The sequence below is a fragment of the Roseateles sp. So40a genome (assembly GCF_048081605.1).
GTDB lineage: Bacteria > Pseudomonadota > Gammaproteobacteria > Burkholderiales > Burkholderiaceae_C > Roseateles.
This window is the reverse complement of the sequence record NZ_CP182288.1, coordinates 3,204,636-3,228,803: the sequence shown is the minus strand read 5'-3', so window position 1 is coordinate 3,228,803 and position 24,168 is coordinate 3,204,636. Positions and strand designations below refer to the sequence as shown.

Here is a 24,168-nt window from a genome sequence, read left to right as displayed (position 1 = left end):
CTCCGCAGAGCGCCCGGATGACGCTCATTCGAGGGGGTATTTCCGCCTCATTCAGGTAAGGCATGTAAGCGGCGGTGAATGCGGGCACGCCAGACACGCGGGGACGGGCCGCTAGACTCGCCGCCATGAAGAACGTGCTGGTGACCGGCTTCGAGCCTTTCGGCGGGGAACATATCAATCCCTCGTGGGAACTGGCGCGCGCGCTCAATGGCGAGGCCATCGGCGGCGCGCGGGTCGTCGCGGTGCAACTGCCCTGCGTGTTCGGCGAGGCGCTGCGCCGGCTGAACGAGGCGCTGGCCCGCGTGAAACCGGTGGCGGTGCTGGCGATCGGTCAGGCGGGCGGGCGCTGCGACCTCTCGCTCGAGCGCGTGGCGATCAACGTCGACGACGCGCGCATCCCTGACAACGCGGGCGCGCAGCCGGTGGATGAGCCCGTCATCGCGAGCGGACCGGCGGCGTTCTTCTCGACGCTGCCGATCAAGGCGATCGTGGCCGCGCTGCGCGAGGCGGGCTACCCGGCGTCGGTGTCGCAGACGGCGGGCACCTTCGTCTGCAATCACCTGTTCTACGGGCTGCAGCACCGGCTCGACGGCCAGCACGTGCGCAGCGGCTTCATGCACATTCCCTACCTGCCCGAGCAGGCCGCGCGCCATGCGGGCGCGCCGAGCCTGCCGCTGTCCACCTTGATCGACGCGACGCGGCTGGTGCTGCAGGTGGCGCTGACCGCCCAGGAGATCCGCGCCGTCGGCGGGCAGCTGGATTGAAGCTCCCGCGGAACGCTTCTGTCTGAAGCGGCTGCCTGACGCTCCTGTCGCGGGCTGACAGCACGCGCGCCTACGCTGCGCCTCCTCACATCAGAACGAGGAGACGCCATGACCCCCGCCGAGTTGACGCTGTATTTCGCGCTGGTGCTGGGCATCGTGCTGATCCCGGGCATGGACATGGCCTTCGTCGTCGGACACAGCCTGACCGGCGGACTGCGGACCGGCCTGGCGGCGCTGGGCGGCGTGGTCGCCGGCGCGCTGTGTCACCTGACGATGGGCGCGATGGGGCTGGCGCTGCTGCTCAAGGCGCTGCCGGGCGCCTTCACCGCGATGCTGGTCGCCGGCGCGGTCTACCTCGCGTGGCTGGGGTGGGGGCTGATGCGCGCCGAGCCGGCCACCCAGGCCAGCGGAGGCGCCGCCACTGGCGGCACTCGTCCGCGATCCGCCTTCTTCGGCGCGATGCTGACCAACCTGCTCAATCCCAAGGCCTACCTGTTCAGCCTGGCCGTGCTGCCGCAGTTCGTGCATCCGGAACGCGGCGGCCTGGTCTGGCAGCTCGGCGTGATCGGGCTCGTGACCGCGGCCACGCAGATCGCCGTGTACGGCGGACTGGCCTGGCTGGCGGCAGGTGGCCGGCGGCGGCTGGGAAGCTCGACCGCCGCCGGCCTGCGTCGTCAGCGCTGGTTGCTGCGCGCGGTGGGCGCGCTGTTGTGGCTGACGGCGCTCTACACCGCGTGGCAGGCCTGGGCGCAGTTCGTGACGCCAGGCGGAACGCCGCTGTGAACACGCGCTGATCGGTTCCCTCTGCCGGCGCCAGCGGTGAGGCGCCGGAGCGAACTCGCGGACGGGTTCTCCGTTGCGCGCCAGCGTGCTTGATCGAAGTCAACGCACGGCCGCAGGCGGCTGCGCGGGATGCGGGTAGCCCAACTGAGGGCCCCATGCTTGGCGGCCCTCCGATCGGACGGCGACCGCCGGGCGTCCGGGCTCCCCATCGCGGGGCCCGATCCCATCCCTCGGAGCTGTTCGCATGACCATTCGCTGCCTCGTACTCGCCGCGCTGACGGCCGCCTTGTCGGCGGTTCCGGCCTCCGGCGCCACCGCCGCACGCGCCCGACGGGCCGGCGGCACGCGAGGCCCGTTGCCGGTCCTGACGCAGGGATGCGCGACCTTGGCGGATGCGTCGACAGCGGCCGAGACGCGGTGGCCGGTGCCCGAGGCCAAGGGATGACGGCCCGCTCCAGCTTGTGGCCGGTCGCCGTGGGCATCGCCTGGGAACCGACCTTGCAAGCGGCCTTGCAGGAAGCCTTGCATGCGTCCGCGATGGCGCGGGCCGGCGACGGGTTCGATTTCATCGAGGTCCACACCGAGAACTTCCTCGCGCCCGACAGCCACGCCCGGGCCTTGCTGGTCGAGGCCGCGCAGCGCATGCCGGTGAGCCTGCATGGCGTCGGGCTGGGTCTGGGCTCCGCCGCCGGCATCGACTGGCAGCACCTGCGGCGCGTGCGCGCGCTGGTGGAAGCGGTGCGGCCCGGCCTGGTGTCGGATCATGCCGGTTTCTGCCGGGTGCTGCGGCACCAGCAGCCGATGCACGCCCACGCGCAATTGCCGATCCCCTTCACCGCGCTCGGCCTGGACGTGCTGGCCGCCCAGGTGGATGCGGCGCAGCAGACGCTGGGCCGGCAGATCCTCGTCGAGAACCTCGGCGCCTATCTCTGCTGGGACGAGGACGACCTGCCCGAGCCCGAGTTCCTCAACACCCTGGCCGCGCGCACCGGATGCGGGTTGCTGGTGGATCTGAATCATCTGGTGGTCAACGCGCTCAACCGAGGCCAGGACGAGGACGCCGCGATCGCCGCGAGTGTCGCCTGGCTCGAGCGGATCGACGCGGCCGCGGTGGGGCAATACCACCTCGCCGGGCATGCCCGGCTCGACGGCATCGTGATCGATGACCACGGCGGTCCGGTTGGTGAGCCGGTCTGGGCCTTGTATCGCGAGGCGCTGGGCCGCATCGGCGCCCGGCCCACGCTCATCGAATGGGATCAGACGCTGCCCGGCGTGGCCGCGCTGACCGCGGAAGTCGCGCGAGCCCGCGACACGCAATCCGCGTTCGCGCGGGAACAGATCGCGCCGCCGCCGGCGCGCCCGGGCCGTGATCCGGGCCGTGATCCGGGCCGTCAACCCGGCCGTCAGTCGCGCCGCGTCCGGCGCAGCCCCTCGTCCGCATCGGGCGACTCCGTGGAGGTCGGCCATGCCGATGAATGAATTCGAGGATCTGGCGGGTCGCTACGACCTGCTGCTGCGCCAATCGCAACTGGTTGATGCCGTGCTGGCCGAACCGGGCGCGGATCCCGCATCGCTCGCGCCGCCCGGATTGCAGGCGCTGCCGGGCATCGCGGGCGGCCTGAGCCAGGCGCTGCGGGTCCACCGCGCCCATGCCTGCGCGGTGGCGGACCGGGCGCTCAGCGCGGTCTATCCGCGGTTGCGCCGGCACATGGAAACCGCGCGGCCTGGAAGTTTCGCCGCGCTGGCCTGGGCCTGCTGGCGTGGACAACCGCCGTCGCACGGTGATCTCGGGGACTGGGGCGAGGCGCTGATCGACCGCCTCGACGCCGCGGGTCCGGCGGTCGTGCCTGCGGGCTGGCTGGCGCTGGCCCGGATCGAGTGGGCGCTGCATGCCGTGTCACGGCAGGACGTCAACGTGCCGGATCTGAGCTCGCTGGCGTTGCTCGGCCGCCTGCCGGCCGGCGCGGTGCGCCTGGTGCTGGCCGAGCAGGTCTCGCTGCATCGCGGCGAGGACCTGGACGAGGCGGATCGACGCGCGCTGACTTCTCCGGACACCGGGACCGCCATCGACGCGGAGGCCGACCGGCACGCGAGGCCGTGCGAGCGGGACGTGGCCGGATTGCTGATCTGGCGCGATGCCTGGTCGGGTCGCGTCCAGGCCTTGGACGATGCGACCTGGCGCTGGTGCGAGGCGCTGCTCGGCGGCATGGACCTGGAGCACGCGCTGCGCGAGTCCGGTCCGGGTTTCGACTTCGCCGACTGGCTCTCGACCGCGGTGGCGCGTGGGTGGCTGGCCCGGGTCGAGAGCGTCGAGATGGCCGTGGCGACCGGCGCCCCGCACGAAGGCTGGTCGCTGCCCGGCCTGCGTCGTTGACGCTGGGCCGTTGACGCTGGCCCGTTGACGCCGGCCTCGTTGACGCTGGCCTCGTGGATCGGCCGCGTCAGTCCTTCGGACGGAAGGCCAGGATCATCTGCGAGGGCACTCGGCCGTCCGTGTCCAGCGGCAGACGCTCCACCCCCAGGATCGCGCGCGTCACGGCGTCGTCGTAGGCCTCGACGCCGCCGGACTTGATCACCCGGGCCGACAGCACGCGGCCGTCGGGGGCGCAGCGGACGTCGACCTCGGTGACCGGGTTGCCCACGATGCTCGAGACGTCGAAGTTGAGGCGGTCCTTCACTGCCCGCATCACGCGGCCTGCGTAGTTCGAGGACGGCCCCGAGCTCTTGAGCGCCGTCCCCGTCGAGGACGGTCCGCCCGAGGCGCCGGCCATGCCCTGGATGCGCCGCAGGTTCTCCTGACGCTGCGCCTCGGCGCGGGCTTCGGAGTCCTTGCGGGCCTTGTCGGCCTTGGCCTTGTCCTGCTTCTCCTTCGCGTCGTCCTTCTTCGCCTGCTCTTCCTTGGCCTTGCGATCGCGTTCCTTCTGGTCGGCCTCGTCCTTCTTGCGCTGCTCGAGCTTGCGCTTGTCCTCGGCCTCGCGCTGCTCCTTCTCTTCCTTGAGCTTGCGTTCCTTGGCCTTGGCGATGGCGATGTCCGCGTCGCGCTGGGCCTGGACCTCCTGCGGCGTGGGCTGCGCGGGCTTGGGCGGCTCGGGCTGGGGCTTGGGCGGCTCGGGTTGCGGCTCGGTGGGGAGTTGTTCCTTGGGGGCGGCGGCCTGCGGCACGGCGGACCACAGTTCCGCCTCCATCGCCGGCACCGGCGTGGAGCGCCAGCTGACGCCCGCGCTCAGCGCGACCACCAGCAGGATGTGCGCCACGATGGCGAAGCTGAATCCGCGGCCCAGGCCGGGCGCGGGCGGCGGCCGCAGCGGGTCGCGGTCGGGGTGGAAGCGGGAAGCCAGGCCCATGGCGCCGGTCGTCGCGTTGCTCATCGTGGGGAAGTGCCTCGCGCGCTCAACGGTCGGCCGGGGCGCCGTTCTTCACGGCCAGCCCGACGCGCTGGATGCCCGCGCGCTGCAGCACGTCCATCGTCTTGACGACGGCCTCGTACTTCACGTTGCGGTCGGCGGAGATCACCACGGGCGTGGCCGCGTCGCCCTTCTGGGCGTCCTTGACGCGGGCGGCCAGCGCCTTGAGCGGCACCGGGGAGGGATCCTGGTCGCCGTCGAGCTTGATCTTGAGCTGCTCGTCGGTGCCCACGATCACCTGGATCACGTGCTGGGGCTGGGTCTTGGCGGTGCCGACGCTGGGCAGGTCGACCACGCCGGTGGTGATGAGCGGCGCGCTGACCATGAAGATGATCAGCAGCACCAGCATGACGTCGATGAACGGGACCATGTTGATCTCGTTCATCGTGCGGCGGCGAGAACCGCCGCGGGAGGACATCGCGGGCATGGGCGGCGCTCCGGATCAGCGCTGCGCGGCCGGCGCGGGCTGGCCGGCGTTGCGCTGCAGGATGTTGGAGAACTCCTCGATGAAGGTCTCCAGCGTGATCGCGTTGCGGTCGATCTGACGCGCGAAGCGGTTGTAGGCCAGCACCGCGGGGATGGCGGCGAACAGGCCGATGGCCGTGGCCACCAGCGCCTCGGCGATGCCGGGGGCCACGGTGGCCAGCGTGACCTGGGTCAGGTTGGACAGGCCGACGAAGGCATGCATGATCCCCCAGATGGTGCCGAACAGCCCCACGTAGGGCGACACCGAACCCACCGACGCCAGGAAGGACAGGTGCGATTCCATCGCGTCGAGCTCGCGCTGGAAGCTCGCGCGCATGGCGCGGCGGGCGCCGTCCAGCAGCTGGCCGGCGTCCACGACGCGCTTCTCGCGCAGCTTGAGGAACTCGCGCATGCCCGAGGCGAAGATGCGCTCCAGCGGGGCGCCGTCGGGGCGGTTGGAAACGCTGTTGTAGAGGTCGTTCAGGTTCTTGCCGGACCAGAACTCCTGCTCGAAGCCCTCGTTGCGCGCCTTGATGCGGCCCAGCGCGATCAGCTTGCTGAAGATCACGCTCCAGCTCGCGAGCGACACCAGCAGCAGCGCGGCGATCACCAGCTGCACGGTGAGGCTGGCGTGGGCGATCAGGGAAATGATGGAGAGGTCTTGGTTCATGGGATCGGCAAACGGGGATCGCGGGGCGGTTCCTGGCGGGAACCGGCGTGGAACTGCGGTCGAGCTTTCAGCGAAGCCGGAATTGTGACAAGTCTGGCGGCTTCGTCGGCAATTGGCGGGCCAGCTTCATGCAAAGAAGCGTGTCAGCGGTGCGCAGGCGCAACCGTTCCGGCGGCCGCGGCGCCCTCGGGCGGCAGCGCCTGCAGGATGCGTGCCGGGATGCGCGCGGGTTTCAAGCTGCGCGCATCGACGCAACCGATGCGGATGCGGCCCTGGGTCAGCAGCTGCTCGCCGCGCCAGACCTGCTGGTCGATGGTGAGGCTGGCGCGGCCGATCTCCGCGGGCACGACGCTCACGCGCAGCCAGTCGTCCAGCCGCGCCGGGGCGAGGTAGCGCAGCGCGGTGTCGCTGACGACGAACATCAGGCCCTCGTCACGGCGCATGGTCTCCTGCTCGAAGCCCATCGCGCGCAGCCACTCGGTGCGGGCGCGTTCCATGAACTTCAGGTAGTTGGCGTAGAAGACGACGCCGCCAGCGTCGGTGTCTTCCCAGTACACGCGCAATTCATGCTGGAAGGCGGACGGGTCGGCGGTCATGCGGCGCGGGCCTTCAGTTGATCGAGCCGCGCGCGCACGCGGTCGAGCGCCTCGCGCAGGTCGTCCATGCTCGAGGAGAACGACAGGCGCAGGAAGCGTTCGCCGAAGGCGGGGCCGAAGTCGCGGCCGGGCGTGAGCGCGACCTGCGCGTGCTGCATCAGGTCCATGCACAGGTCCCAGCTGCCGAGGCCCGTGCCCGACGCGTCGGCCCAGGCGTAGAAGGCGCCGTCGGGGAGCACCGGCACGGGCAGGCCCATGGCCTCGAGCGCGGGCACGACCAGGTCGCGGCGACGGCGCAGTTCCTCGCGGCGGCGTTCGTACTCGTCGATGGAGTCGGGCTCGAAGCAGGCCAGCGCGGCCTGCTGCGCGATGGTGGAGGGGCAGATGTAGAGGTTCTGCGCAAGCTTCTCGACGGCGCCGACCATGGGTTCGGGCAGCACCAGCCAGCCCAGGCGCCAGCCGGTCATGCCGAAGTACTTGGAGAAGCTGTTGATCGAGACGACGTCATCGCCGAGCGCCAGCGCGCTGCGCGCGTAGCGGTTGTCGTAGCTGAGCGGCTGGTAGATCTCGTCGACGATGGTGACGCCGCCGCGCTCGCGCACGAAGGCGTGCAGCCGGGCGAGTTCCTCCGGGGCGATCGACGTGCCGGTCGGGTTGCTGGGCGAGGCCAGCAGCACGCCGCGGCTGCGTTCGGTCCAGCGCGACTGCAGATGCGCGAGGCTGAGCTGGAAGCGGTCCTCGGGCGAGGAGGGGATCAGCACGGGCGTGGCGTCGACCGCGGCGACGAAGTGCCGGTTGCAGGGGTAGCTGGGGTCGGGCATCAGCACCTCGTCGCCGGCCTGGAAGAGGGCGAGGCAGGCGAGCTGCAGCGCGGCCGAGGCGCCGGCGGTGATGACGATGCGGTCGGGGTGGATGGCCAGATGCTGGGTCTGGCGATACCAGTCGGCGACGCGCTCGCGCAGCGCGCGGGTGCCGTTGGCCTGGGTGTAGGGGATGCGGCCGGCGGCGGTGAAGCGGGCGGCGGCGTCGCGCACGGCGGGGCTGGCACCGAAGTCGGGCTCGCCGATGTTCAGGTAGATCATGGGCCGGCCGCCCTGGGCCGGATCGCAGACCGCGGAGCGGGCGATCTCGTCGGCCCGCTTGGCGCATTCCATGACGTAGAAGGGATCAATGGCCTGAACGCGATTGGCAAGTCTCATCGGTGGGGGCTTGGGAGTGCGGATGACATTCTAGGTTTCGTCCGCGATCCGTCCCGCGGTGACCGGTTTGACCTCAACCGCAGCAGCGCGCCGCGCCGGTCTTGCCCGCCTTAGGCGCGCAACCCGTGGCGGCCGGGAGATCAACCCGCTTGGCCAGCTCTGCCGCGCTCTCCTTGCGCTCGCTGTAGCGGCTCAGCAGTTGCGGACCCAGGTCGCGGGTGAGCAGCGTGAACTTGACGAGCTCCTCCATCACGTCGACCACGCGGTCATAGAAGGACGAGGGCTTCATCCGGCCTTCCTCGGTGAATTCGGAGAATGCCTTGGCGACCGAGGACTGGTTGGGGATGGTCAGCATGCGCATCCAGCGCCCGAGCACGCGCATCTGGTTGACGGCGTTGAACGACTGCGATCCGCCCGAGACCTGCATCACCGCGAGCGTCTTGCCCTGCGTCGGCCGCACCGAGCCCGAGCTCAGCGGGATCCAGTCGATCTGCGTCTTCATGATCCCGGTCATCGCGCCGTGGCGCTCCGGCGAGCACCAGACCATGCCCTCCGACCACGTGGCCAGTTCGCGCAGCTCGCGCACCTTGGGATGAGAGTCGGGCGCGTCGTCCGGCAGGGGCAGGCCGGACGGATCGAAGATCCGGACCTCCGCGCCCATCGCCTCGAGCAGCCGCGCGGCCTCGAAGGTCAACAGCCGGCTGTAGGAACGCTCGCGCAACGAGCCGTACAGCATGAGGATGCGCGGCGAATGCCGGGACGGGGCCGGCACCGTCAGACGGTCCAGCGACGGGATCTCCAGCAGCGCCGGATCCAGCGCGGGAAAGCTCGCGTCGGGGAAGAGGGGTTCAGACATGGTGGGAGGCATCCGGTTGGGTGGAAGACAGGGAAGCGACCGATGCCGGCAAGGTGGCAGGCAATGCGGGGCCGGGTGTTGCCTCGGACAGCAGACGATGCACGCCGGCGGCCAGCGCTGCGCCAATCAGCTCCACCGCGACGAAGGCGGGTGCGCTCGCCGGGGCGATACCGGCGAAGCTGTCGCTGAAGAGTCGGCCCAGGACCGCGGCGGGATTGGCGAAGGAGGTCGACGACGTGAACCAGTAGGCCGCGCCGATGTAGGCCGCGACCATCGCCGCCACGCGCGAGCTCGGTGCCCGAAGGATCACCAGCAGCAGGCCGAAGGTGGCGACGCCTTCCGCGACCCATTGGCCCGTGCCGCCGCGCACCTTCGTCGACAGCTGCACGAGGGTCATGTCGAACATCGCATGGGCCAGCCAGGCGCCCAGCACGGCGCCCAGCAACTGGGCGGCGATGTAGGGCATCAGCGCGGGCCGGGGCAGCGCGCCGCGCGCTGCCATCACGACACTGACGGCCGGATTGAAGTGCGCGCCGCTGACGGGCCCGAACACCTCGATCAGCACGTACAGGCCGCCCACCGTCGCAAGCGTGTTGGCCAGCAGCGCGATCGCGGTGTTGCCGCCCGACAGGCGCTCCGCCATCACGCCGGAACCGATCACGATCGCCAGCAGCAGCGCGGTGCCTAGCAGCTCGGCCAGCAGTTTGCGAGGAAGCGTCATCGGATCAGCTTCGGGCGATCTCGGCGAGCGCCTGCCGAAGGTCGGCCTGGCTCATCGACGCGAACGGCAGGCTCGCCAGTTGCAGCATGCGGTAGCCGATCGCCTGACGGGTCAGCTCGAACGCGCGACGCTTGCCCTCGTCGCCGCCGTCGGCGTTGGACGGATCCGGATAGCCCCAATGCACCTTCACCGGCTGGCCTGAGCCGCCGAAGAACACGGGGCATTGCTCCGCCGCGGCGCTGTCGCACACGGTGATCACGAGGGACAGCGGCGGTGCGTCGGGCGAGGTGAACTCGTCCCAGCTCTTGCTGCGATAGCCCGTGGTGTCGATGCCGGCGCCTTGCAGCGCCTCCACCGCGAAGGCATTGATCCGGCCGCTGGGCGCGCTGCCCGCGCTGTGGGCCTGGAGGTCCTGGCCCAATCGCCGCGCCCAGTGGTTGAGCATGCCCTCGCTGAGCACGCTGCGCGCGGAGTTGTGGGTGCAGAGGATGAGCACGTGTGTCGTCATGGGCGAGAAGTCCAAGGGGAAATCGGGGCTCAGCAGCCGCAGCAGGAGGCAGTGGGCGAGGCAGGCGTGGCCGGCGCCGGTTCGATGGCGCAGGCGGCGCCTTCGCAGCAGTTGTCGGTGAGGAAGCCCAACAGCGCGTTCATCTGCGGGTAGACCGCGCGGTAGATGACGTTGCGGCCCGAGGGCGCCGACACCACCAGCCCGGCCGCGACCAGGTCCTTCAGGTGGAAGCCCAGCTTGGCGTAAGGCACGCCCAGCCGCTCGACGAGCACCCCGGGCGTGAGGCCGGCCTCGCCAGCCACCACCAGTGCGCGGAACGCATCCAGGCGGATCGGGTGCGCGAGCGCGCCTAGCGCGGCCAGGGCTGAAGTCTTGTCCATACCGGACATTACAACAAAACTTGTAATGATCGACAAGACCGGGCGAGCGAAGACCCCAACCGGTGGTCAAGTCCCCCGCCGTCCCCTGCCGCCGCTTCCCCGTCTTGGCCGTGGCCGCCAGGGCCGTGGGAGGGCAGGATGGCGGCTTCCCGGACTTGGCCTCCCCGGCCGTCGACGGCATGCGTTTTCGTTGCTTGCGGCCCGCGTGGGCCTTCTCCGCCATCACCGCCATCACCGCCATCACCGCCATCACCGCGGTATCGGCGATCTCCCCCTGGATCTCCAGCGCCCACGCCGCGCCAGACGGCCGCGCGCTCGCCACCGACCCCGCCGCGATGCGGCAACTGGTCGAGGCGGTCACGCTGGACGTGATGTCCGAGGCCAGCGTCGAGGCCTGCCTGGAACTCGGCGCGCCGACCGCGGTCGCGGCGCGCGACGCATGGAGCGCCTGGCGCGTGCGCCAGGACCTCCCGACGATGCGCGTCCTGCTGACCCGCGTCATGCAGCGCAACAGCAGCGATCCGCCGTGGGAGAAGATCGCCGATCCGCTGCGGCGCAAGCTGCTCGCCGATCCCAACGCGGCGCAGTCTTGCGCCGAGCTCGCCCGCGGTTTCCCGAGCGCGGGCATGGACGTCGGCACCCGGTATCCGCAAGCGGGCGCGGTGGCGCGCGCGCTCCTGCAGACCAACCTCGTGATGCCGATCACCCCGCTGCCCGTCGTCGCCGAGCCCGCGCGTGGCCCGGTGCTGATGCCCACGCAGGTCATCGCGCTGACCGAGCAGCGCGGGCAGTGGCTGGCGCTGTCGGACGAAGCCGCGCAGCGCCGGATGGGGACCGTCTACGTCAAGGGCCGCGTCGCGCGCGACTGGAAGCGGCCCGAGAACTTCCGGCTCGAGTGGGTGCAAGGCGAGCGCGCCGCGCCTCAGCCCATCCACCTCAAGTTCAACGCCGAGGCCTGGGTCGGCCGCGAGATCGTGCTGCGCGGCGTGGTCACCTCGCTGAACCGGCTGTCGATGGACCTGGGCCACGCCGCGCTGGTCACCGATCCGTCGGGCCTCACACCGTCACCGCTGCCGCAGACGCCGCTGGCGCGCGTGGAGGTGCCGCTGATGCGCGTGTCCAGCGCGCCGGGCCGCGGGCTGGCCGACAAGGACCTCGCCGCCATCGTCGTCCACGGTCGGGCCAACTCGATCGGGGGCACACGCTGGGAGGAGGACGTGCTGTTCCTGCTGCGCGACGGCAGCGTCTATCGACGCACCGAGATGCCGCCGGATCAGCTCGACGTCGCCGCGTCGCGGCGGCTGGAGCCTCAGCAATGGGGCCGCTGGCGCGCGGTCGCGGGCGGCTACGAGATGCAGGCGCAGGACGACGACGGCCGGCCCGTGGGCGAGTGGAAACGCGAGCCGCATGTCGCGGTGAAGGCCTGGCCCAAGGACACGCGGCTGCAGGGCAACTTCAGCCGCTCGGCCTTCAACGGCAGCATGGTCACCGGCGGCACGTCCTCGACGCGCGGCATCCGCTTCACGCCCGATGGCCGCTTCGAGCGCAGCTTCCACGCCTTGTCCAGCACCGGCAGCCTGCAGGCCATCACGGGCACGGTGATCTCCGGCTCGTCGACGGGGGACGGCTCGGGCAGCACCCGCACCAGCAGCAGCACGGTCGGCACCGGGACCGGCGACGTCGGCGTGTCCAGCGGCACGCGCAAGATCGACGACGGCGCGAGCCGCCGAGGTCGATATCAACTCGATGGCTACGTGATCACGCTCGACTACGACGACGGCCACCAGGAGCGGCTGCTGAGCTTCCCCGTCGATGCGAACCGGCGCAGCGTCTTCGTCGGCACCGGGAGCTACGACCTCGAGAAGTGAGACGACGTTCAGGCCGCGGGCACCAGCGTCATCGCGATGCTCACCCACACGCCGACGCTGAAGTAGGGCGTGAGCCACAGCGCATCGGCCCTCCACGCGGACCAGCTGCCGCTGTGCACGCGGCGGCGCCACGCATCGCGCGCGCCTTCGTCCAGGCGCAGGTAGACGCGACCGCTGGCGCGGCCGTCGCGATAACGGCGGCAGTACATCGGGACGTCGACCGTCAGCACGTAGGCGACGAAGGCCATCGCGCCGAGCACGCCCGCGAGCGCGAGCCCCTGCACCCAGCCCGAGCTGTTGAACGCGATGAAGCCCAGCAGCACCGCCATCCAGGCGAAGCCCGCGGCCCACAACGAGGACTCCACCGCCTGCGTGATGTGGTTGAGCGTGAGCACGCTGTGCCAGCAGAAACCCTGCGCGACGATCATGAACAGCGGCACCGCCCACGCGGCGCGTTGCACGCTCGGCAGTCCGGCATGCGCGGCGAGCTGATGCACGAGCAGGCCGAGCTGGAGCGCGAAGCAGATCTCCGCGATCGTCGCCGCGGTGCGGCCCAGGAAGATGCTCGACAGCGGCGTGTCCACGACGACCAGCCGTTCCAGGTCCACGCGCGGGAACAGCGATCGATACGCGCAGACCAGCACGTAGACACCCGACAGCGCGAGCTGCAGATGGGCGAGCCCACCGCGCGCGGGACCGAGCAGCGCGACGCTCATCCACACCCCGACATTGAGCACCGCGATCGCGCGCAGCGCGCGGCACCAGGCCAGCACTTGCGCGTCGGGGACCAGTGCGCCTAGCGGCGCCACGTGACGAATCGATGACATGACGAAGCAGCCTACGCGGCGTCAGGGGTACCGGCACTGGTGAAGATCCCGAGGCCCGAAAGAGCCATGGATGCCGCGTCCGGACCCGGGGCGCGGCGCCTGACTACACTTCGCGACCATGAAAGTTGCTCCCGTCAAGATCGTCGCCGGCCTCGCGGCTCTCCTGCTGGCCGTGCTGGGCTGGGTCCTCGCGTCCAGGCTGCACGTCGGCGCGGAGGACATGTTCTCGAAGGTGCGCCTGCCCACGATGGGCGGCGCCAGGACCGCGCCGGCCGAGCCGGCCGCCAAGGCCTCCGGCGTGCGCGTGATCCCCATCGGCGTGACGTCGGGCGTGACCCCGGGCCCGACCCCGGGCGCGGGCTCGGCCAACGCGGGACGCGCCAGCGGAGGCTGACGCGTGCGCCTTCCGCGTCGTTTCGATGTCGAGCTGATGGCCGCGCCCGAGACGGGCGCTGCGCCTGATCCGTCCCTGAGCGCCGCGCTGCGGCGTTGGTGCGAGGAGGACGCCTTCGAGGGTGCCTACGCGACGGGCCCCGCGCCGTCGAAGCCTCTGCGCGTGGCTCAAGTGGCCGACGAGGCGGGCCTCGATGACGCCGCCTGCGCGCTGGACGGCAGTCACGCGCTGGTGCGCCTGGGTCGGCTGCGAGGCTTGGCTTGGCGCCTGGCGCTTCTCGCCCGCGAGTGCCTGACGAGCGGTCGCGCGCGCGCCCAGGATCCTTGGGACGCCGGATGGTGGCGAGAAGGGGCGCTCGATGCCGCGGCGTCCTTCAGGCCGCGTCGGCCGACGCTGCTCATGGTGCGTGAAGCGCAAGCGGCTGCGGTCCCGGCATTGCTCGCCGCGCTCAGCGCCAACAGCGATTCCTTCTGCGAGCCCGTGCGCGTGCTGGTGGTGTCGTCCACGCCGATCGCGGGCGTCGAAGCGCTGAACCGCTGAGCCTCAGGGCTCGCGCTGCAGTCGGAAGGTCTCCGCGGTGTCGATGACTGGCGACTCGGCGCCGCTTTCGTCCTTGAGCGCGACGCCGGTCAGCCCGCGCGTGCGCGCCTGCGTCATCAGCCAGGCGAGGCGCCGCGCCGCGAGTGCCGGCGACAGGCCCTCGGGCCGCACGTTGGAGATGCAGTTGCGCTCGGCGTCGACGCGGCCCCGCCGAGGGTCCCACGTGAGATAGATCCCGAGGCTGTCCGGAGAACTCAAGCCGGGCCGCTCGCCGATGAGCACCACGGCGAGCCGCGCCCCGAGGGCCTCGCCGATGGGATCGCCGATCGCCACCCGCGCCTGACGGACGATGGCGACCGGCGCCCAGCGCCACTCGGCCGGCAACACGCCGCGCAGTTCGGCGATCAGCGCCGGCGCATGTCGCTCCACCGCCAACGCCGACAGGCCGTCCGCCACGATCAGCGCGAGCTCGGGCGCGTCGTCCACACGTGACTCGTCTGACAGTCCGCGCAGCAGGTCGGTCGAGCGCGCGTCTAGCTGACGCCCGAGATCGGGCCGTTGCAGGTACTCCGCGCGATCGGACGCCGCGCTGTGCAGGTCCAGCGTCGTCAGCCCTTGCGACTGCAGCGCCGCCGCGAGCCCCTCGTGATCCAGCGCGCGATGTACCGCGTCGCGTGCCTGCGCATGGGCGAGCTGGAAGGCCAGCTGCGACGACGTGGGCTGGCTGATGCCCGCACGGCCCAGGCCGATGCGTGCCGGCGTGTGACGGCGCAGCAGGCGCCAGGGGTTGTCGATCAGCGGCGCGGTCATGGTGTGGTCATGCGTGGTCATGGCGAGGGCAGCAGGGCGGAGAACACCGGCGACATCGCGTCGACGAGCCGGCCGGGCTCGCCGGGCATCGAGATCCGCATGCGCTCGAGCCAACGCTCGAACTCCGGCGCGGACCGCAGGCCGAGCACGCGCCGCGCGTACAGCGCGTCGTGGAACGAGGTCGTCTGGTAATTCAGCATCACGTCGTCCGAGCCGGGCACGCCCATGATGAAGTTGCAGCCGGCCACGCCGAGCAGCGTGAGCAAGGTGTCCATGTCGTTCTGGTCGGCCGCGGCGTGATTCGTGTAGCAGATGTCGCAGCCCATCGGCAATCCGAGCAGCTTCCCGCAGAAGTGGTCCTCCAGCCCCGCGCGGATGATCTGCTTGCCGTCGTACAGGTACTCGGGCCCGATGAAGCCGACCACCGTGTTCACCAGCAGCGGCTGGAAATGCCGGGCGACCGCATAGGCGCGTGCCTCCAGTGTCTGCTGGTCGCAGCCGTGATGCGCGTTGGCCGAGAGCGCGCTGCCCTGACCGGTCTCGAAATACATCACGTGGCGGCCGCGCTCGCCGTCGGGGAACACCGCCCCTCGCTGCAGCGACAGCGCCGCGTCTCGGGCCTCGGCGAGCATCCGCAGGTCGATGCCGAAGGCGCGATGGGTGGCCTGCGTGCCGCCGATGGACTGGAACACCAGGTCCACCGGCGCGCCGCGCTCGATGCAGCGCAGCGTGTTGGTGACGTGCGTCAGCACGCAGCTCTGCGTGGGAATCTCGAAGCGCTCGATGACATCGGCCAGCAGGTGCAGCAGCTGCGTGACCTGCGTGACGTTGTCGGTGGCGGGATTGATGCCGAGCACCGCGTCGCCGCTGCCGTACATCAGGCCGTCCAGCACGCTGGCGGCGATGCCGCTGGGGTCGTCGGTGGGGTGGTTGGGCTGCAGCCGCGTGGCCAGGCGGCCGGGCAGGCCCAGGGTGTCGCGGAAGCGGGTCACCACCGAGCACTTGCGCGACACGAGGATCAGGTCCTGGTGGCGCATGAGCTTGCAGACCGCCGCCGCCATCTCGGGCGTGATGCCCGGCGCGAGCGCGGTGAGCGCGGCGGTATCGGCCTCGTCCGACAGCAGCCACTCGCGCCAGCCGCCGACGGTCAGGTGCGCGATGGGGGCGAAGGCGGCCGCGTCATGCGTGTCCAGGATCAGCCGCGTGACCTCGTCGTCCTCGTAGGGCACGAGGGCCTCGGACAGGAAGGTCCGCAGCGGCAGGTCGGCCAGCGCCATCTGCGCCGCGGCGCGTTCCTGCTCGGAGGCGGCCGCGACGCCGGCCAGCCGGTCGCCGGAACGCTCCGGCGTGGCCTTGGCCATCAACTCGCGCAAGCTGTCGAAACGGTGGCTGACGGCACCGATGCGATGGCCGTAAGGCCGGGCTCCCGAAGCGTTCATCGTGAACTCCTTCGGGCCAGCTTACCGCGCGAATGTGGCGATCAGCGCGCGGCGGAGCTCCGGCGGCCCGCGGCGCCCACGCCCGCCATCAACGCCAGACCCGCCAGCGCGAGCGCCAGGCTCGCCGGTTCTGGCACCGTCGACACCTGCGTCACATCGAAGCTCAGCGTTCCGGACAGCCAGCGTCCATCGGCCACGCCGGGCGCGAGGTCCTTGAAGGCCTCGCTGAATTCAAGCCGCAGCAGCCCGTCCGCGCCAACGCCCAGACCCAGGCCGCTCAGGTCCAGCGAACCCGCGTAGCTGCCGACACTGCTGTGGAAATCGCCATCGGCCGGGAGGAAGCTCACCAGGTCCAGTCCGCTCGAGTCGCCGAAGCTGAGCTGCATCTCCGACAGCACGCTGGGCGAGAAGGCCTCGAGCGTCACCGACCAGCTCAGCGAGTTCAGCACCGCGTTGGCGCCGACGTTGACGAACCAGACGGTATTGCCGGCATCGCCGAGCAGGTCCACGCTCTGCGCGCCGGTCACGTCGATGTCGACGGGCGCGGCGAGGGCGGCGGGACTGATCGCCGTGAGCAGCGCGGCGGCGGCGATCGCGCTGGCGGCCTTCAGCGAGGCGAGGGCAGAACGAGCGGGAGCGTGGCGCAGAGTGTGGCGCATGGTGGAGCCTTTCATCAGGGGCCGTGGATCAGCGGGCAGAGGCGGGAACGACGAAGACGACGGCGGTGCGCGCGGGCAGCTCGAAGCGGCCGGTGGCGCGATCGAAACTGGCCTGGCGCGCGCGGGCGTCCGCGCCGGTCGCATGCACCGGATGCGGCACGAGCGCGTGGCCGGCCAGCGCGGGCAGCGTCAGCGTGTGGGCGGACTTGTCGACGTTGATCAGGTAGACCAGCTCGTCGAAATTGGCGCCCGCATAACCGACGCCGTTCAGGCGTCCCACCAGCACCGTCGCCTCCTGCGAGGACCCGGTGTTCAGGAAGCTCAGCCGCGCCTTGGTGTCCTCGGCGGTGCGCAGGCGCAGCAGCGTCGAGCTCTTGCGGATGCGCAGCAGGTCGCGGAAGGCGTCGCGTGTCCAGGCGATGTCGGCCGCGCTCGGCTTGATCGCCGCGTTGGCCAGCAGCGGTCGCGCGTAGGCCCAGTTGTCGCCGTTGTCGCGCGCCGGCGGCAGGCCCACGGCGAAGTTGTTGTCCGCGTAGGTCCAGTCCAGCCGGTTGAACCAGTCGCCACTGTCGTAGCTGTTGCGATCCAGCGACTTGCTGCGCAGCGTGTCGCCGCCGGCATGGAAATAGGCCACACCCTGGCTGAACGCGTTGATCGCGCTGGCCAGGATCTGCACGCGGGCGCGGTCCTCGCGGCTCGTGCCCACGGGCAGGCGGAAGACGTTGTTGTCGAAGAGCGTGAGGTTGTCGTGGTTCTCGACGTAGTTGACGACCTCGCCCGGCTCCAGCACCCAGCCCGCGGGAATGCCGCCGACGTCGATCTGCTCCAGGCGCAGCGTCGCATCCCAGCTCGTCTGCATCGAGAAGCTGCGGATGGAGCCCGCCAGCGAGGCGCGCACGCGGTCGGCCATCCACATCAGCTCGCCGCGGGTCTGGCCGGCGTTGGCGCCGTTGCCGTCATAGAAGAAGCCGTTGATGTAGCCCTGGTTGGCGGCCAGCGCGCCGCCCGAGTCGCAGCATCCGCCGCCGCGCACCGCGTCGCGGATCAGCGGGTTGAAGCTGCCGATGCCCGAGCCGTTCAGCGACAGCATCTCGGCCTGCACGAAACGCGCGCCGTTGGCGACCTCACCGAAGTTCCAGCCCTCGCCGACGATCTGCACCGGCCGGCCCGCGGCCTGCGCGACACGCGCCTTGAGCGTCTCCATGACCGCGCGCGGGTGGTGGCCCATGATGTCGAAGCGCAGCGAGCTGATGCGGTAGTCCCGCGCCCAGATCACCGCCGAGTCGATCATGAGCTTGCCCATCATGAGGTTCTCGGAGGCAGTGTTCTCGCAGCAGGTCGAGCGCTCGATGCCGCCACTGGCGTTGTAGCGGAAGTAGTAGTTGGGCACGACCTTGTCGAGCACCGAGGTCGCGTTCTGACCCGACGAGCTCGTGTGGTTGTAGACCAGGTCCATGCCTACGCGCAGCCCGGCCGCGTTGAGCGCCTGCACCATGCGGCGGAACTCGACGACGCGGGCGACCGGGTCGCTCGCGTTGCTCGAGTAGCTGCCCTCGGGCGTGGAGAAGTGCTGTGGGTCGTAGCCCCAGTTGAAGCAGTCCGTGCCGGCGCTCGCGGCCACCGCGGCCTGCTGAGTCTCGCCGTCGGGCGCGCCGGCAGGCGAGGGCGTCACGCAGGTCTTCTCGTTGACCGTGGCGAAGTCGAAGGCCGGCAGCAGGTGGACGTCGGTCAGCCCCGCCGCCGCGAGCGCGCCCAGGTGGCGCATGCCGTTGGAGCCGCTCTCGGCGAACGCCAGGTACTTGCCGCGGCGGGCCGCGGGCACGGTCGCGTCGTTGATCGAGAAGTCGCGGACATGAAGCTCGTAGATGCTGAGGTCCGACGGCGCGGCGACCGTCGCGGGCGGGGCGCTCGCGTCCCAGCCTGCGGGCTTGGTCGCGCTCGCGTCGAGGTCCATCACCACGCTCTGCTGGCCCCCCAGCGTGACGCCGCGCGCGTACGGATCGGCCACGAGGTTCCGCACCAGGCCGATGCCCTTGACGAAGACCTGCACGTCGTAGCGGTAGGTCGCGCCCTGCAGGATGCCCGGCTTGGTCAGGCGCCAGACGCCGGTCGCGGCATCGCGCGACATGGGCTCCGTGGTGGTGCGGGTGAGCGTCGATCCCGGGATCGGCGCCGTCAGGACGAGCTGCACGTTCTGCGCCGTCGGTGCCCAGACCTTGAAGTTCGTCGAGCCGTTGGCGACGACGGCGCCGAGGTCGGGGACGTTGTAGGCCGCGGCGTAGAGATCGTCGAGCGCGCCGGCGATCTGCGCGGTCGTGGCGTTGCGCACCTTGCCGTCGGCATCGACCTCGACGAGCACCAGCTGCTGCTGATGCAACGCGGGCAGGCGCGCGATGTCGGCCGCGCGCACCGCGAAGACCGCGCCGCTGGCGACGTACTTGAATCGCGTGGCGTCGGCCTCGGGCACCGAGCCGGTGAAGGTGTCGAGCACGACGAAGCCGTCGGCGCCGCTGACCGCCGCGCCCGCGCTGACGCTGATCTGCCCGGTGGCCGAGTGATACAGCCGCACGCTGGCGCCCGGCGCCATGCGCGGCCACTTCACCAGCGTCTTGTTGAGCCACACCGCGCGGGCGTCGGTGCTGGAGACCTGGCGCAGGTCGGGCGCGGCGGTGTACACGGTGGCGTCACCCTCGACCAGCCAGATGTGGCCGACGCGGTTCTGCACGGTGAGCGCGCCGAACTCGACGCGGATGTTGTTGTCGCGGCCGTCCTTGTTGTTCTCGTTGGGCGGCATGCCGTGGATGATGAACTCCAGGGCCTTGCGGCTCGCGTCGCCTTGCGGATTGAGCACGGGGAGGTCGAACACGATCTCATCGCCGTTGGTGCCTGTGCCTGCGGCGTAGCCGGGCATCGCGCTGAACGCGACGGGCTGGCTCCACTGGTCGATGGTGACGCCAGCGGGCAGGGCGGCGGCGTTCAGGCCGCTGCCGTTCCACAGGTGCAGGCCCCACGCCGCGTAACCGGCATCGAAGCGCTTGTAGTGGACGCGCACCGTGGTGAGGTCGGGCGCGGGCTGACCCAGCGGGTTGCTCGTGTAGGTGGTGCCGTCGCCTTGCAGGCGCCAGACCTCGTTGGCCCCGGACTGCAGCACGAGGCTCTGATCGGCGCCGCCGTTGTCCTTGTCGTCGCCCTTGTGGAAGAGGAATCCCACGGTGCCGCTGCCCGCGGCGAGCGGCACGTCGTAGTAGACGCCGAAGTCGTCGCTGCCGGCGGCGTTCCAGCCGCCGTTCCAGTTGGGGCTCTGCGCTGCGTCCCAGGTGTGGATCTGCCAGCCGGCGGCGTTGCCATCGGAGCGGCGGTAGTGCACGCGCAGCGAGGTGGCGGGAGCTTCAGGCGAGGCGACCGCGGCCGTGCGGGCGCGGGTGCCGGCGGCGTCGGGCACCGTGGTGAGCGTGGTCACGCCGTGCTCATCGGCAGGCTGCGCCGCCTGGGCGGACTGGACCTTCGCGAGCTCGGTGTCGCCCCCGCCGCAGGCGCTCAAGCCGATCCCGAACATCAAGGCCGCGAGGGCCATGAGGACCCCATGGCCCCAAGCGCCGAAGCGAGCCTTCAGACCATGGCGCGCGCCGCGCCTCCCCACATCCGCTCCACCGTGCATGTCCGAGCCCTCCGTCAAGGTGGGCGGATGCTAGTGAAGCAAAACTACATGTTTGACTGGTGAAAGCCCGGAGTATCGCTACATGTCCTCCGTCTGAGGGACATCGCAAGGGACAAGGAAGGTCGGTTGTGGCGGTCTGAAGCGTCTGCGGCTGTAGTTTTGCTTCAGAAAGGATGGGGCGCGCAAAAAACAAGGGCCCGCAGGCGTGAAGCCTCGGGCCCTGGGCGCGGTGAGCGGAGGGATCAGCCGCGGGCGGCCTTGACCTCGACGGGACGCAGATCGATCGCCGCGCGGTCCAGCACGCCGTTGACGTACTTGTGACCGTCCGTGCCGCCGAAGGACTTCGCCAGCTCGACCGCTTCGTTGATCGCGACCTTGTAGGGGATGTCGATGCAGTTCTTCAGCTCGTACGCGCCGATCATCAGGATCGCGTGCTCGATCGGCGACAGCTCGGTCGTCTTGCGGTCCGCATGGCGCGCCAGCACCACGTCCAGATCCGCCGCTTCCTCGATCGCGCCATTGAACAGCTTGTCGTAATGACCGCGGTCGGCTTTCTCGAAGCCGTCCTGCTCGCGCGTGTGCGCGTCGATCACGCCGATGTCGTCACCGGTCACCAGCCATTGATAGATGCCTTGCAGCGCGTGCTCGCGCGAGCGGCGGCGGGCCGACTTGGCCGGGGCCTTCTTCACACCCGGCTTCGCGCCGGTCTTGGCCGCGGGCTTGCCGGCGGGGGAGGAGGTGTCCTTGGTATTCACTTGAGTTCTTTCAGCAACTGCGCCATCTCGACGGCGACCGTTCCGGCATCGCGGCCCTTGTCCTCGGCGCGGGCCCAGGCTTGTTCTTCATTCTCGACCGTCAGGATCGCATTGGCGATCGGCAGACGGTGATCCAGCGTCAACCGCGTGACCCCGGCACCGCTCTCGTTGGCCACCAGTTCGAAGTGGTAGGTCTCGCCGCGGATGATGCAGCCCAGCGCCACCAGCGCGTCGAAACGGCCGCTGAACGCCATCGCCTGCAGCGCCACCGGCACCTCCAGCGCGCCCGGCACGGTCACGTGACGGATGTCGGCGTCCTGCACGCCCAGCCGCTGGAGCTCGCCCAGGCAGGCCTTGGCCAGCGCCGTCGTCAACGCGTCGTTGAAACGCGCCTGGACGATGCCCACGCGCAGACCGCGTCCGTCCAGCTGGGTCGATTGACCCTTGTCAGATCCTTGCATGCGGTCCTCGGCTCAGCAGTTCTTGTCGTTGACGTCGACCTGGGCCGCCTGGAAGCCGGTGACCTCCAGTCCGTAGCCGGTCATGCTCGGCATGCGGCGCGGGCTGCCCAGCAGCTTCATCTTGTGCACGCCGAGCTCGCGCAGGATCTGCGCGCCCACGCCGTAGGTGCGCAGGTCCATCGTCTGACGGGGCTCCTCGGCACCGGGGGGCTGCAGCCGCGCGAGCAGCGCATCGGCATCCTCGCCGCAGTTCAGCAGCACGGCCACGCCCGAACCCTCGCGCTGGATCGCCGCCAGCGCCTGCGGCAGCGGCCAGCTGTGGCCGCAACGGCCGGCGTCCAGCAGGTCCATCGCCGAGAAAGGCTCATGCACCCGCACCAGCACTTCCTGGTCCTGATGCCACTCGCCCAGCGCCAGCGCCATGTGCACGTTGTTCGAGCGATCGCGGAACACGTGGCACTCGAAGCGGCCCTCGCGGGTCTCCAGCGGACGCTGCGCGATGCGCTGCACGATCGATTCGTTGCGGCTGCGGTACTCGATCAGGTCGGCGATGGTGCCGATCTTCAGACCGTGTTCCTTGGCGAAGATCTCCAGGTCCGGCAGACGCGCCATCGTGCCGTCGTCGTTCATGATCTCGCAGATCACGCCGGCGGGCGTCAGGCCGGCCATGCGCGAGAGATCGCAGCCCGCTTCCGTATGGCCGGCGCGCATCAGCACGCCGCCGTCCTGCGCCTGCAGCGGGAAGATGTGACCCGGCTGGACGAGGTCGGTGGCGACGGCGCCCTTGGCCACCGCCGCCTGGACGGTGCGCGCGCGGTCCGCCGCGGAGATGCCGGTGGTGACGCCGGTCTTGGCCTCGATGGACACGGTGAAGGCCGTGCCGTGCTTGGTGCCGTTGCGCGTGGCCATCGGGGGCAGCTGCAGCTGTTCGCAGCGCTCGCGCGTCAGCGTCAGGCAGATCAGCCCGCGGCCGTGCTTGGCCATGAAATTGATCGCTTCCGGCGTGACGTGATCGGCGGCGAGCACGAGGTCCCCCTCGTTCTCGCGGTCTTCCTCGTCCACGAGGATGACCATGCGGCCGGCCGCCAGTTCGGCGACCAGCTCGGGAATCGGTGAAATAGGCATGGGCGCGATTGTAGGCGGGGCGGCCCGGGAGGCGGTGCGGCAGGGATTCAGGCCGGGACCGGTCTGAGCCTCAGGCGCAGGTCGCCCCCCACCGGCCGGACATCCACCCACCGCAGCGCGGGCGCCTGATCCAGGGCGGTCAGCCCGCCCAGGTCCACCATGCCGCGCCCTTCACCGAGCAGCTTGGGCGCGACATAGACGAGCAGCTCGTCCACGAGCCCGGCCTTGAGCAGCGACCCGTTGAGCTTGTACCCGGCCTCGATGTGCAGTTCATTGACCTGCCGCTGGCCCAGGTCCAGGATCGCCGCGGCCAGGTCGACCTTGCCGCGGACCGGATCGGCGACCGAGACCAGTTCCGCGCCACGCTCGACCAGCGCCGCGCCGCGCTCGCCCGGTGCCGCCAGCGAGTGATAGATCAGCAACTGGCCGGGCGGGTCCAGCAGCCGGGCCTGCGGCAAAAGCTCCAGCCGGGAGTCCACGAGCACGCGCCGCGGCTGCAGCGTGGTCGGGACCTCCCGCACGTCCAGCCGCGGGTCGTCGTCGCGGGCCGTGCCGATGCCGGTGAGCACCGCGCCCGCGCGGCGTCGCCACGCATGGCCATCCCGGCGGGCGTCCGGCCCGGTGATCCATTGGCTGACGCCGTTGGCCAGCGCGCTCCGGCCGTCGATCGATGCCGCGATCTTCATGCGCACGAAGGGGCGGCCGGTGCGCATCCGGTGCAGGAAACCGATGTTGAGTTCCCGGGCGGCAACCGCCGACGGATGGTCCTCGGGCAGCACCTCGGCGGCGATGCCCGCCGCGCGCATGCGGGCCAGGCCCTCGCCGGCGACCAGCGGATTGGGATCGCCCAGCGCCACGACCACCCGTGCGATGCCCGCGGCAATCAACGCATCGCAGCAGGGCGGCGTCCGGCCGTGGTGGGCGCAGGGTTCCAGCGTCACGTAGGCGGTGGCGCCGCGCGGATCCCGGCCCTGGGACTGCGCGTCACGCAGCGCCATCACCTCGGCGTGCGCCTGGCCTGCCGGCTGCGTATGGCCCTGCCCGAGCACGCGGCCCTCGCCATCGACGATCACGCAGCCCACGCGCGGATTGGGATCGGTCAGGCCGATGCCGAGTTCCGCGAGCCGGACCGCCTCGGCCATCCAGTGGTCATCGCGAGAGGCGTCGCGTGAGGCGCCGCGCTCCGAGCAGCGGAGGGCACCTGGAGAAGCGAACCAGGCCGGGAATGCGGCGTCGGCCAGGTTGGCGATGTTGGCGGTGTCAGCGGTGTCGTCAGGCATGGCGCG

The 24,168-nt window shown here is 70.7% G+C and carries 26 protein-coding genes; 8 read left to right on the top strand and 18 right to left on the bottom strand.

Translation table 11 applies throughout. From position 1 onward, the window contains the following. The first annotated feature begins 125 nt into the window (after positions 1 to 125). The 5 genes from pcp to ACNI65_RS14690 all read left to right on the top strand — a co-directional run bounded on the left by pcp (position 126) and on the right by ACNI65_RS14690 (position 3,921). Entirely contained in the window at positions 126 to 764 is a 639-nt protein-coding gene (pcp, locus tag ACNI65_RS14710) for a pyroglutamyl-peptidase I (protein WP_416757570.1), read from the top strand. A 108-nt stretch (positions 765 to 872) separates the two neighbouring features. Then, positions 873 to 1,547: a LysE family translocator gene (locus ACNI65_RS14705; RefSeq protein ID WP_416757568.1), complete on the top strand. Its 675-nt coding sequence runs from the start codon at positions 873 to 875 to the stop codon at positions 1,545 to 1,547. A 244-nt stretch (positions 1,548 to 1,791) separates the two neighbouring features. Continuing rightward, on the top strand, positions 1,792 to 1,992 hold the full coding sequence (locus ACNI65_RS14700) for a hypothetical protein (protein ID WP_416757567.1): 201 nt from the start codon (positions 1,792 to 1,794) through the stop codon (positions 1,990 to 1,992). Then, positions 1,989 to 3,026 (top strand): DUF692 domain-containing protein, encoded by a 1,038-nt coding sequence (locus ACNI65_RS14695; protein WP_416757566.1) that lies wholly within the window; start codon positions 1,989 to 1,991, stop codon positions 3,024 to 3,026. The genes ACNI65_RS14700 and ACNI65_RS14695 overlap by 4 nt, the downstream gene beginning before the upstream one ends. Further along, entirely contained in the window at positions 3,013 to 3,921 is a 909-nt protein-coding gene (locus ACNI65_RS14690) for a hypothetical protein (RefSeq protein ID WP_416757565.1), read from the top strand. The genes ACNI65_RS14695 and ACNI65_RS14690 overlap by 14 nt, the downstream gene beginning before the upstream one ends. Positions 3,922 to 3,988: 67 nt before the next feature. Here the strand turns inward: ACNI65_RS14690 and tolA are convergent, their stop codons facing one another. The 9 genes from tolA to ACNI65_RS14645 all read right to left on the bottom strand — a co-directional run bounded on the left by tolA (position 3,989) and on the right by ACNI65_RS14645 (position 10,346). Continuing rightward, entirely contained in the window at positions 3,989 to 4,915 is a 927-nt protein-coding gene (gene tolA, locus ACNI65_RS14685; RefSeq protein ID WP_416757564.1) for a cell envelope integrity protein TolA, read from the bottom strand. A gap of 22 nt (positions 4,916 to 4,937) precedes the next feature. Next, complete coding sequence (gene tolR, locus ACNI65_RS14680; protein WP_416757563.1) at positions 4,938 to 5,378, bottom strand: protein TolR; 441 nt, start codon at positions 5,376 to 5,378, stop codon at positions 4,938 to 4,940. 15 nt (positions 5,379 to 5,393) lie between these two features. Next, positions 5,394 to 6,086: a protein TolQ gene (tolQ, locus tag ACNI65_RS14675; RefSeq protein ID WP_416757562.1), complete on the bottom strand. Its 693-nt coding sequence runs from the start codon at positions 6,084 to 6,086 to the stop codon at positions 5,394 to 5,396. 143 nt (positions 6,087 to 6,229) lie between these two features. Beyond that, positions 6,230 to 6,682 carry a tol-pal system-associated acyl-CoA thioesterase gene (gene ybgC / locus ACNI65_RS14670; RefSeq protein WP_416757560.1) on the bottom strand — a complete coding sequence of 151 codons (453 nt, stop codon included), beginning with the start codon at positions 6,680 to 6,682 and terminating at the stop codon, positions 6,230 to 6,232. Next, positions 6,679 to 7,881: a pyridoxal phosphate-dependent aminotransferase gene (locus ACNI65_RS14665; protein ID WP_416757559.1), complete on the bottom strand. Its 1,203-nt coding sequence runs from the start codon at positions 7,879 to 7,881 to the stop codon at positions 6,679 to 6,681. Before ACNI65_RS14665 ends, ybgC begins: the two co-directional genes overlap by 4 nt. A 73-nt stretch (positions 7,882 to 7,954) precedes the next feature. Next, entirely contained in the window at positions 7,955 to 8,737 is a 783-nt protein-coding gene (arsH, locus tag ACNI65_RS14660) for an arsenical resistance protein ArsH (RefSeq protein WP_416757558.1), read from the bottom strand. Next, the gene (locus ACNI65_RS14655; protein ID WP_416757556.1) at positions 8,730 to 9,458 is read right to left on the bottom strand and encodes an aquaporin; all 729 of its coding nucleotides are present in this window, start codon (positions 9,456 to 9,458) and stop codon (positions 8,730 to 8,732) included. The genes arsH and ACNI65_RS14655 overlap by 8 nt, the downstream gene beginning before the upstream one ends. Before the next feature lie 4 nt (positions 9,459 to 9,462). After that, positions 9,463 to 9,966 (bottom strand): arsenate reductase ArsC, encoded by a 504-nt coding sequence (locus ACNI65_RS14650; RefSeq protein ID WP_416757555.1) that lies wholly within the window; start codon positions 9,964 to 9,966, stop codon positions 9,463 to 9,465. 29 nt (positions 9,967 to 9,995) lie between these two features. Then, the gene (locus ACNI65_RS14645; RefSeq protein WP_416757554.1) at positions 9,996 to 10,346 is read right to left on the bottom strand and encodes an ArsR/SmtB family transcription factor; all 351 of its coding nucleotides are present in this window, start codon (positions 10,344 to 10,346) and stop codon (positions 9,996 to 9,998) included. Between the two features lie 179 nt (positions 10,347 to 10,525). On the opposite strand from ACNI65_RS14645, the gene ACNI65_RS14640 reads away from it, so the two are divergent. Further along, on the top strand, positions 10,526 to 12,214 hold the full coding sequence (locus ACNI65_RS14640; protein WP_416757552.1) for a hypothetical protein: 1,689 nt from the start codon (positions 10,526 to 10,528) through the stop codon (positions 12,212 to 12,214). Positions 12,215 to 12,222: 8 nt separating this feature from the next. Here the strand turns inward: ACNI65_RS14640 and ACNI65_RS14635 are convergent, their stop codons facing one another. Continuing rightward, entirely contained in the window at positions 12,223 to 13,041 is an 819-nt protein-coding gene (locus ACNI65_RS14635; RefSeq protein WP_416757550.1) for a hypothetical protein, read from the bottom strand. A gap of 118 nt (positions 13,042 to 13,159) precedes the next feature. Between ACNI65_RS14635 and ACNI65_RS14630 the strand changes: the two genes are divergently transcribed. Together ACNI65_RS14630 and ACNI65_RS14625 are read left to right on the top strand one after the other, a co-directional pair. Further along, the gene (locus ACNI65_RS14630) at positions 13,160 to 13,435 is read left to right on the top strand and encodes a hypothetical protein (RefSeq protein WP_416757548.1); all 276 of its coding nucleotides are present in this window, start codon (positions 13,160 to 13,162) and stop codon (positions 13,433 to 13,435) included. 3 nt (positions 13,436 to 13,438) lie between these two features. Next, entirely contained in the window at positions 13,439 to 13,975 is a 537-nt protein-coding gene (locus tag ACNI65_RS14625) for a hypothetical protein (protein ID WP_416757547.1), read from the top strand. Positions 13,976 to 13,978: 3 nt separating this feature from the next. Here the strand turns inward: ACNI65_RS14625 and eutC are convergent, their stop codons facing one another. From eutC to ribD, 8 genes are all read right to left on the bottom strand, one after another. After that, positions 13,979 to 14,806, bottom strand: coding sequence for an ethanolamine ammonia-lyase subunit EutC (gene eutC, locus ACNI65_RS14620; protein WP_416757546.1), 828 nt, complete (start codon positions 14,804 to 14,806; stop codon positions 13,979 to 13,981). After that, positions 14,803 to 16,224 (bottom strand): ethanolamine ammonia-lyase subunit EutB, encoded by a 1,422-nt coding sequence (locus ACNI65_RS14615; protein WP_416757544.1) that lies wholly within the window; start codon positions 16,222 to 16,224, stop codon positions 14,803 to 14,805. Before ACNI65_RS14615 ends, eutC begins: the two co-directional genes overlap by 4 nt. Positions 16,225 to 16,265: 41 nt before the next feature. Next, the gene (locus ACNI65_RS14610; RefSeq protein WP_416757543.1) at positions 16,266 to 16,883 is read right to left on the bottom strand and encodes a PEP-CTERM sorting domain-containing protein; all 618 of its coding nucleotides are present in this window, start codon (positions 16,881 to 16,883) and stop codon (positions 16,266 to 16,268) included. Positions 16,884 to 16,911: 28 nt separating this feature from the next. Then, positions 16,912 to 20,457, bottom strand: a complete 3,546-nt coding sequence (locus ACNI65_RS14605; protein WP_416757542.1) for an alpha-1,6-glucosidase domain-containing protein — start codon at positions 20,455 to 20,457, stop codon at positions 16,912 to 16,914. Between the two features lie 326 nt (positions 20,458 to 20,783). Beyond that, the gene (nusB, locus tag ACNI65_RS14600) at positions 20,784 to 21,296 is read right to left on the bottom strand and encodes a transcription antitermination factor NusB (RefSeq protein WP_416757540.1); all 513 of its coding nucleotides are present in this window, start codon (positions 21,294 to 21,296) and stop codon (positions 20,784 to 20,786) included. Continuing rightward, on the bottom strand, positions 21,293 to 21,757 hold the full coding sequence (gene ribH, locus ACNI65_RS14595) for a 6,7-dimethyl-8-ribityllumazine synthase (protein WP_416757538.1): 465 nt from the start codon (positions 21,755 to 21,757) through the stop codon (positions 21,293 to 21,295). Before ribH ends, nusB begins: the two co-directional genes overlap by 4 nt. A 12-nt stretch (positions 21,758 to 21,769) precedes the next feature. After that, the gene (gene ribBA / locus ACNI65_RS14590; protein ID WP_416757537.1) at positions 21,770 to 22,882 is read right to left on the bottom strand and encodes a bifunctional 3,4-dihydroxy-2-butanone-4-phosphate synthase/GTP cyclohydrolase II; all 1,113 of its coding nucleotides are present in this window, start codon (positions 22,880 to 22,882) and stop codon (positions 21,770 to 21,772) included. 47 nt (positions 22,883 to 22,929) lie between these two features. After that, positions 22,930 to 24,162 carry a bifunctional diaminohydroxyphosphoribosylaminopyrimidine deaminase/5-amino-6-(5-phosphoribosylamino)uracil reductase RibD gene (ribD, locus tag ACNI65_RS14585; RefSeq protein ID WP_416757535.1) on the bottom strand — a complete coding sequence of 411 codons (1,233 nt, stop codon included), beginning with the start codon at positions 24,160 to 24,162 and terminating at the stop codon, positions 22,930 to 22,932. Positions 24,163 to 24,168 lie beyond the last annotated feature (6 nt).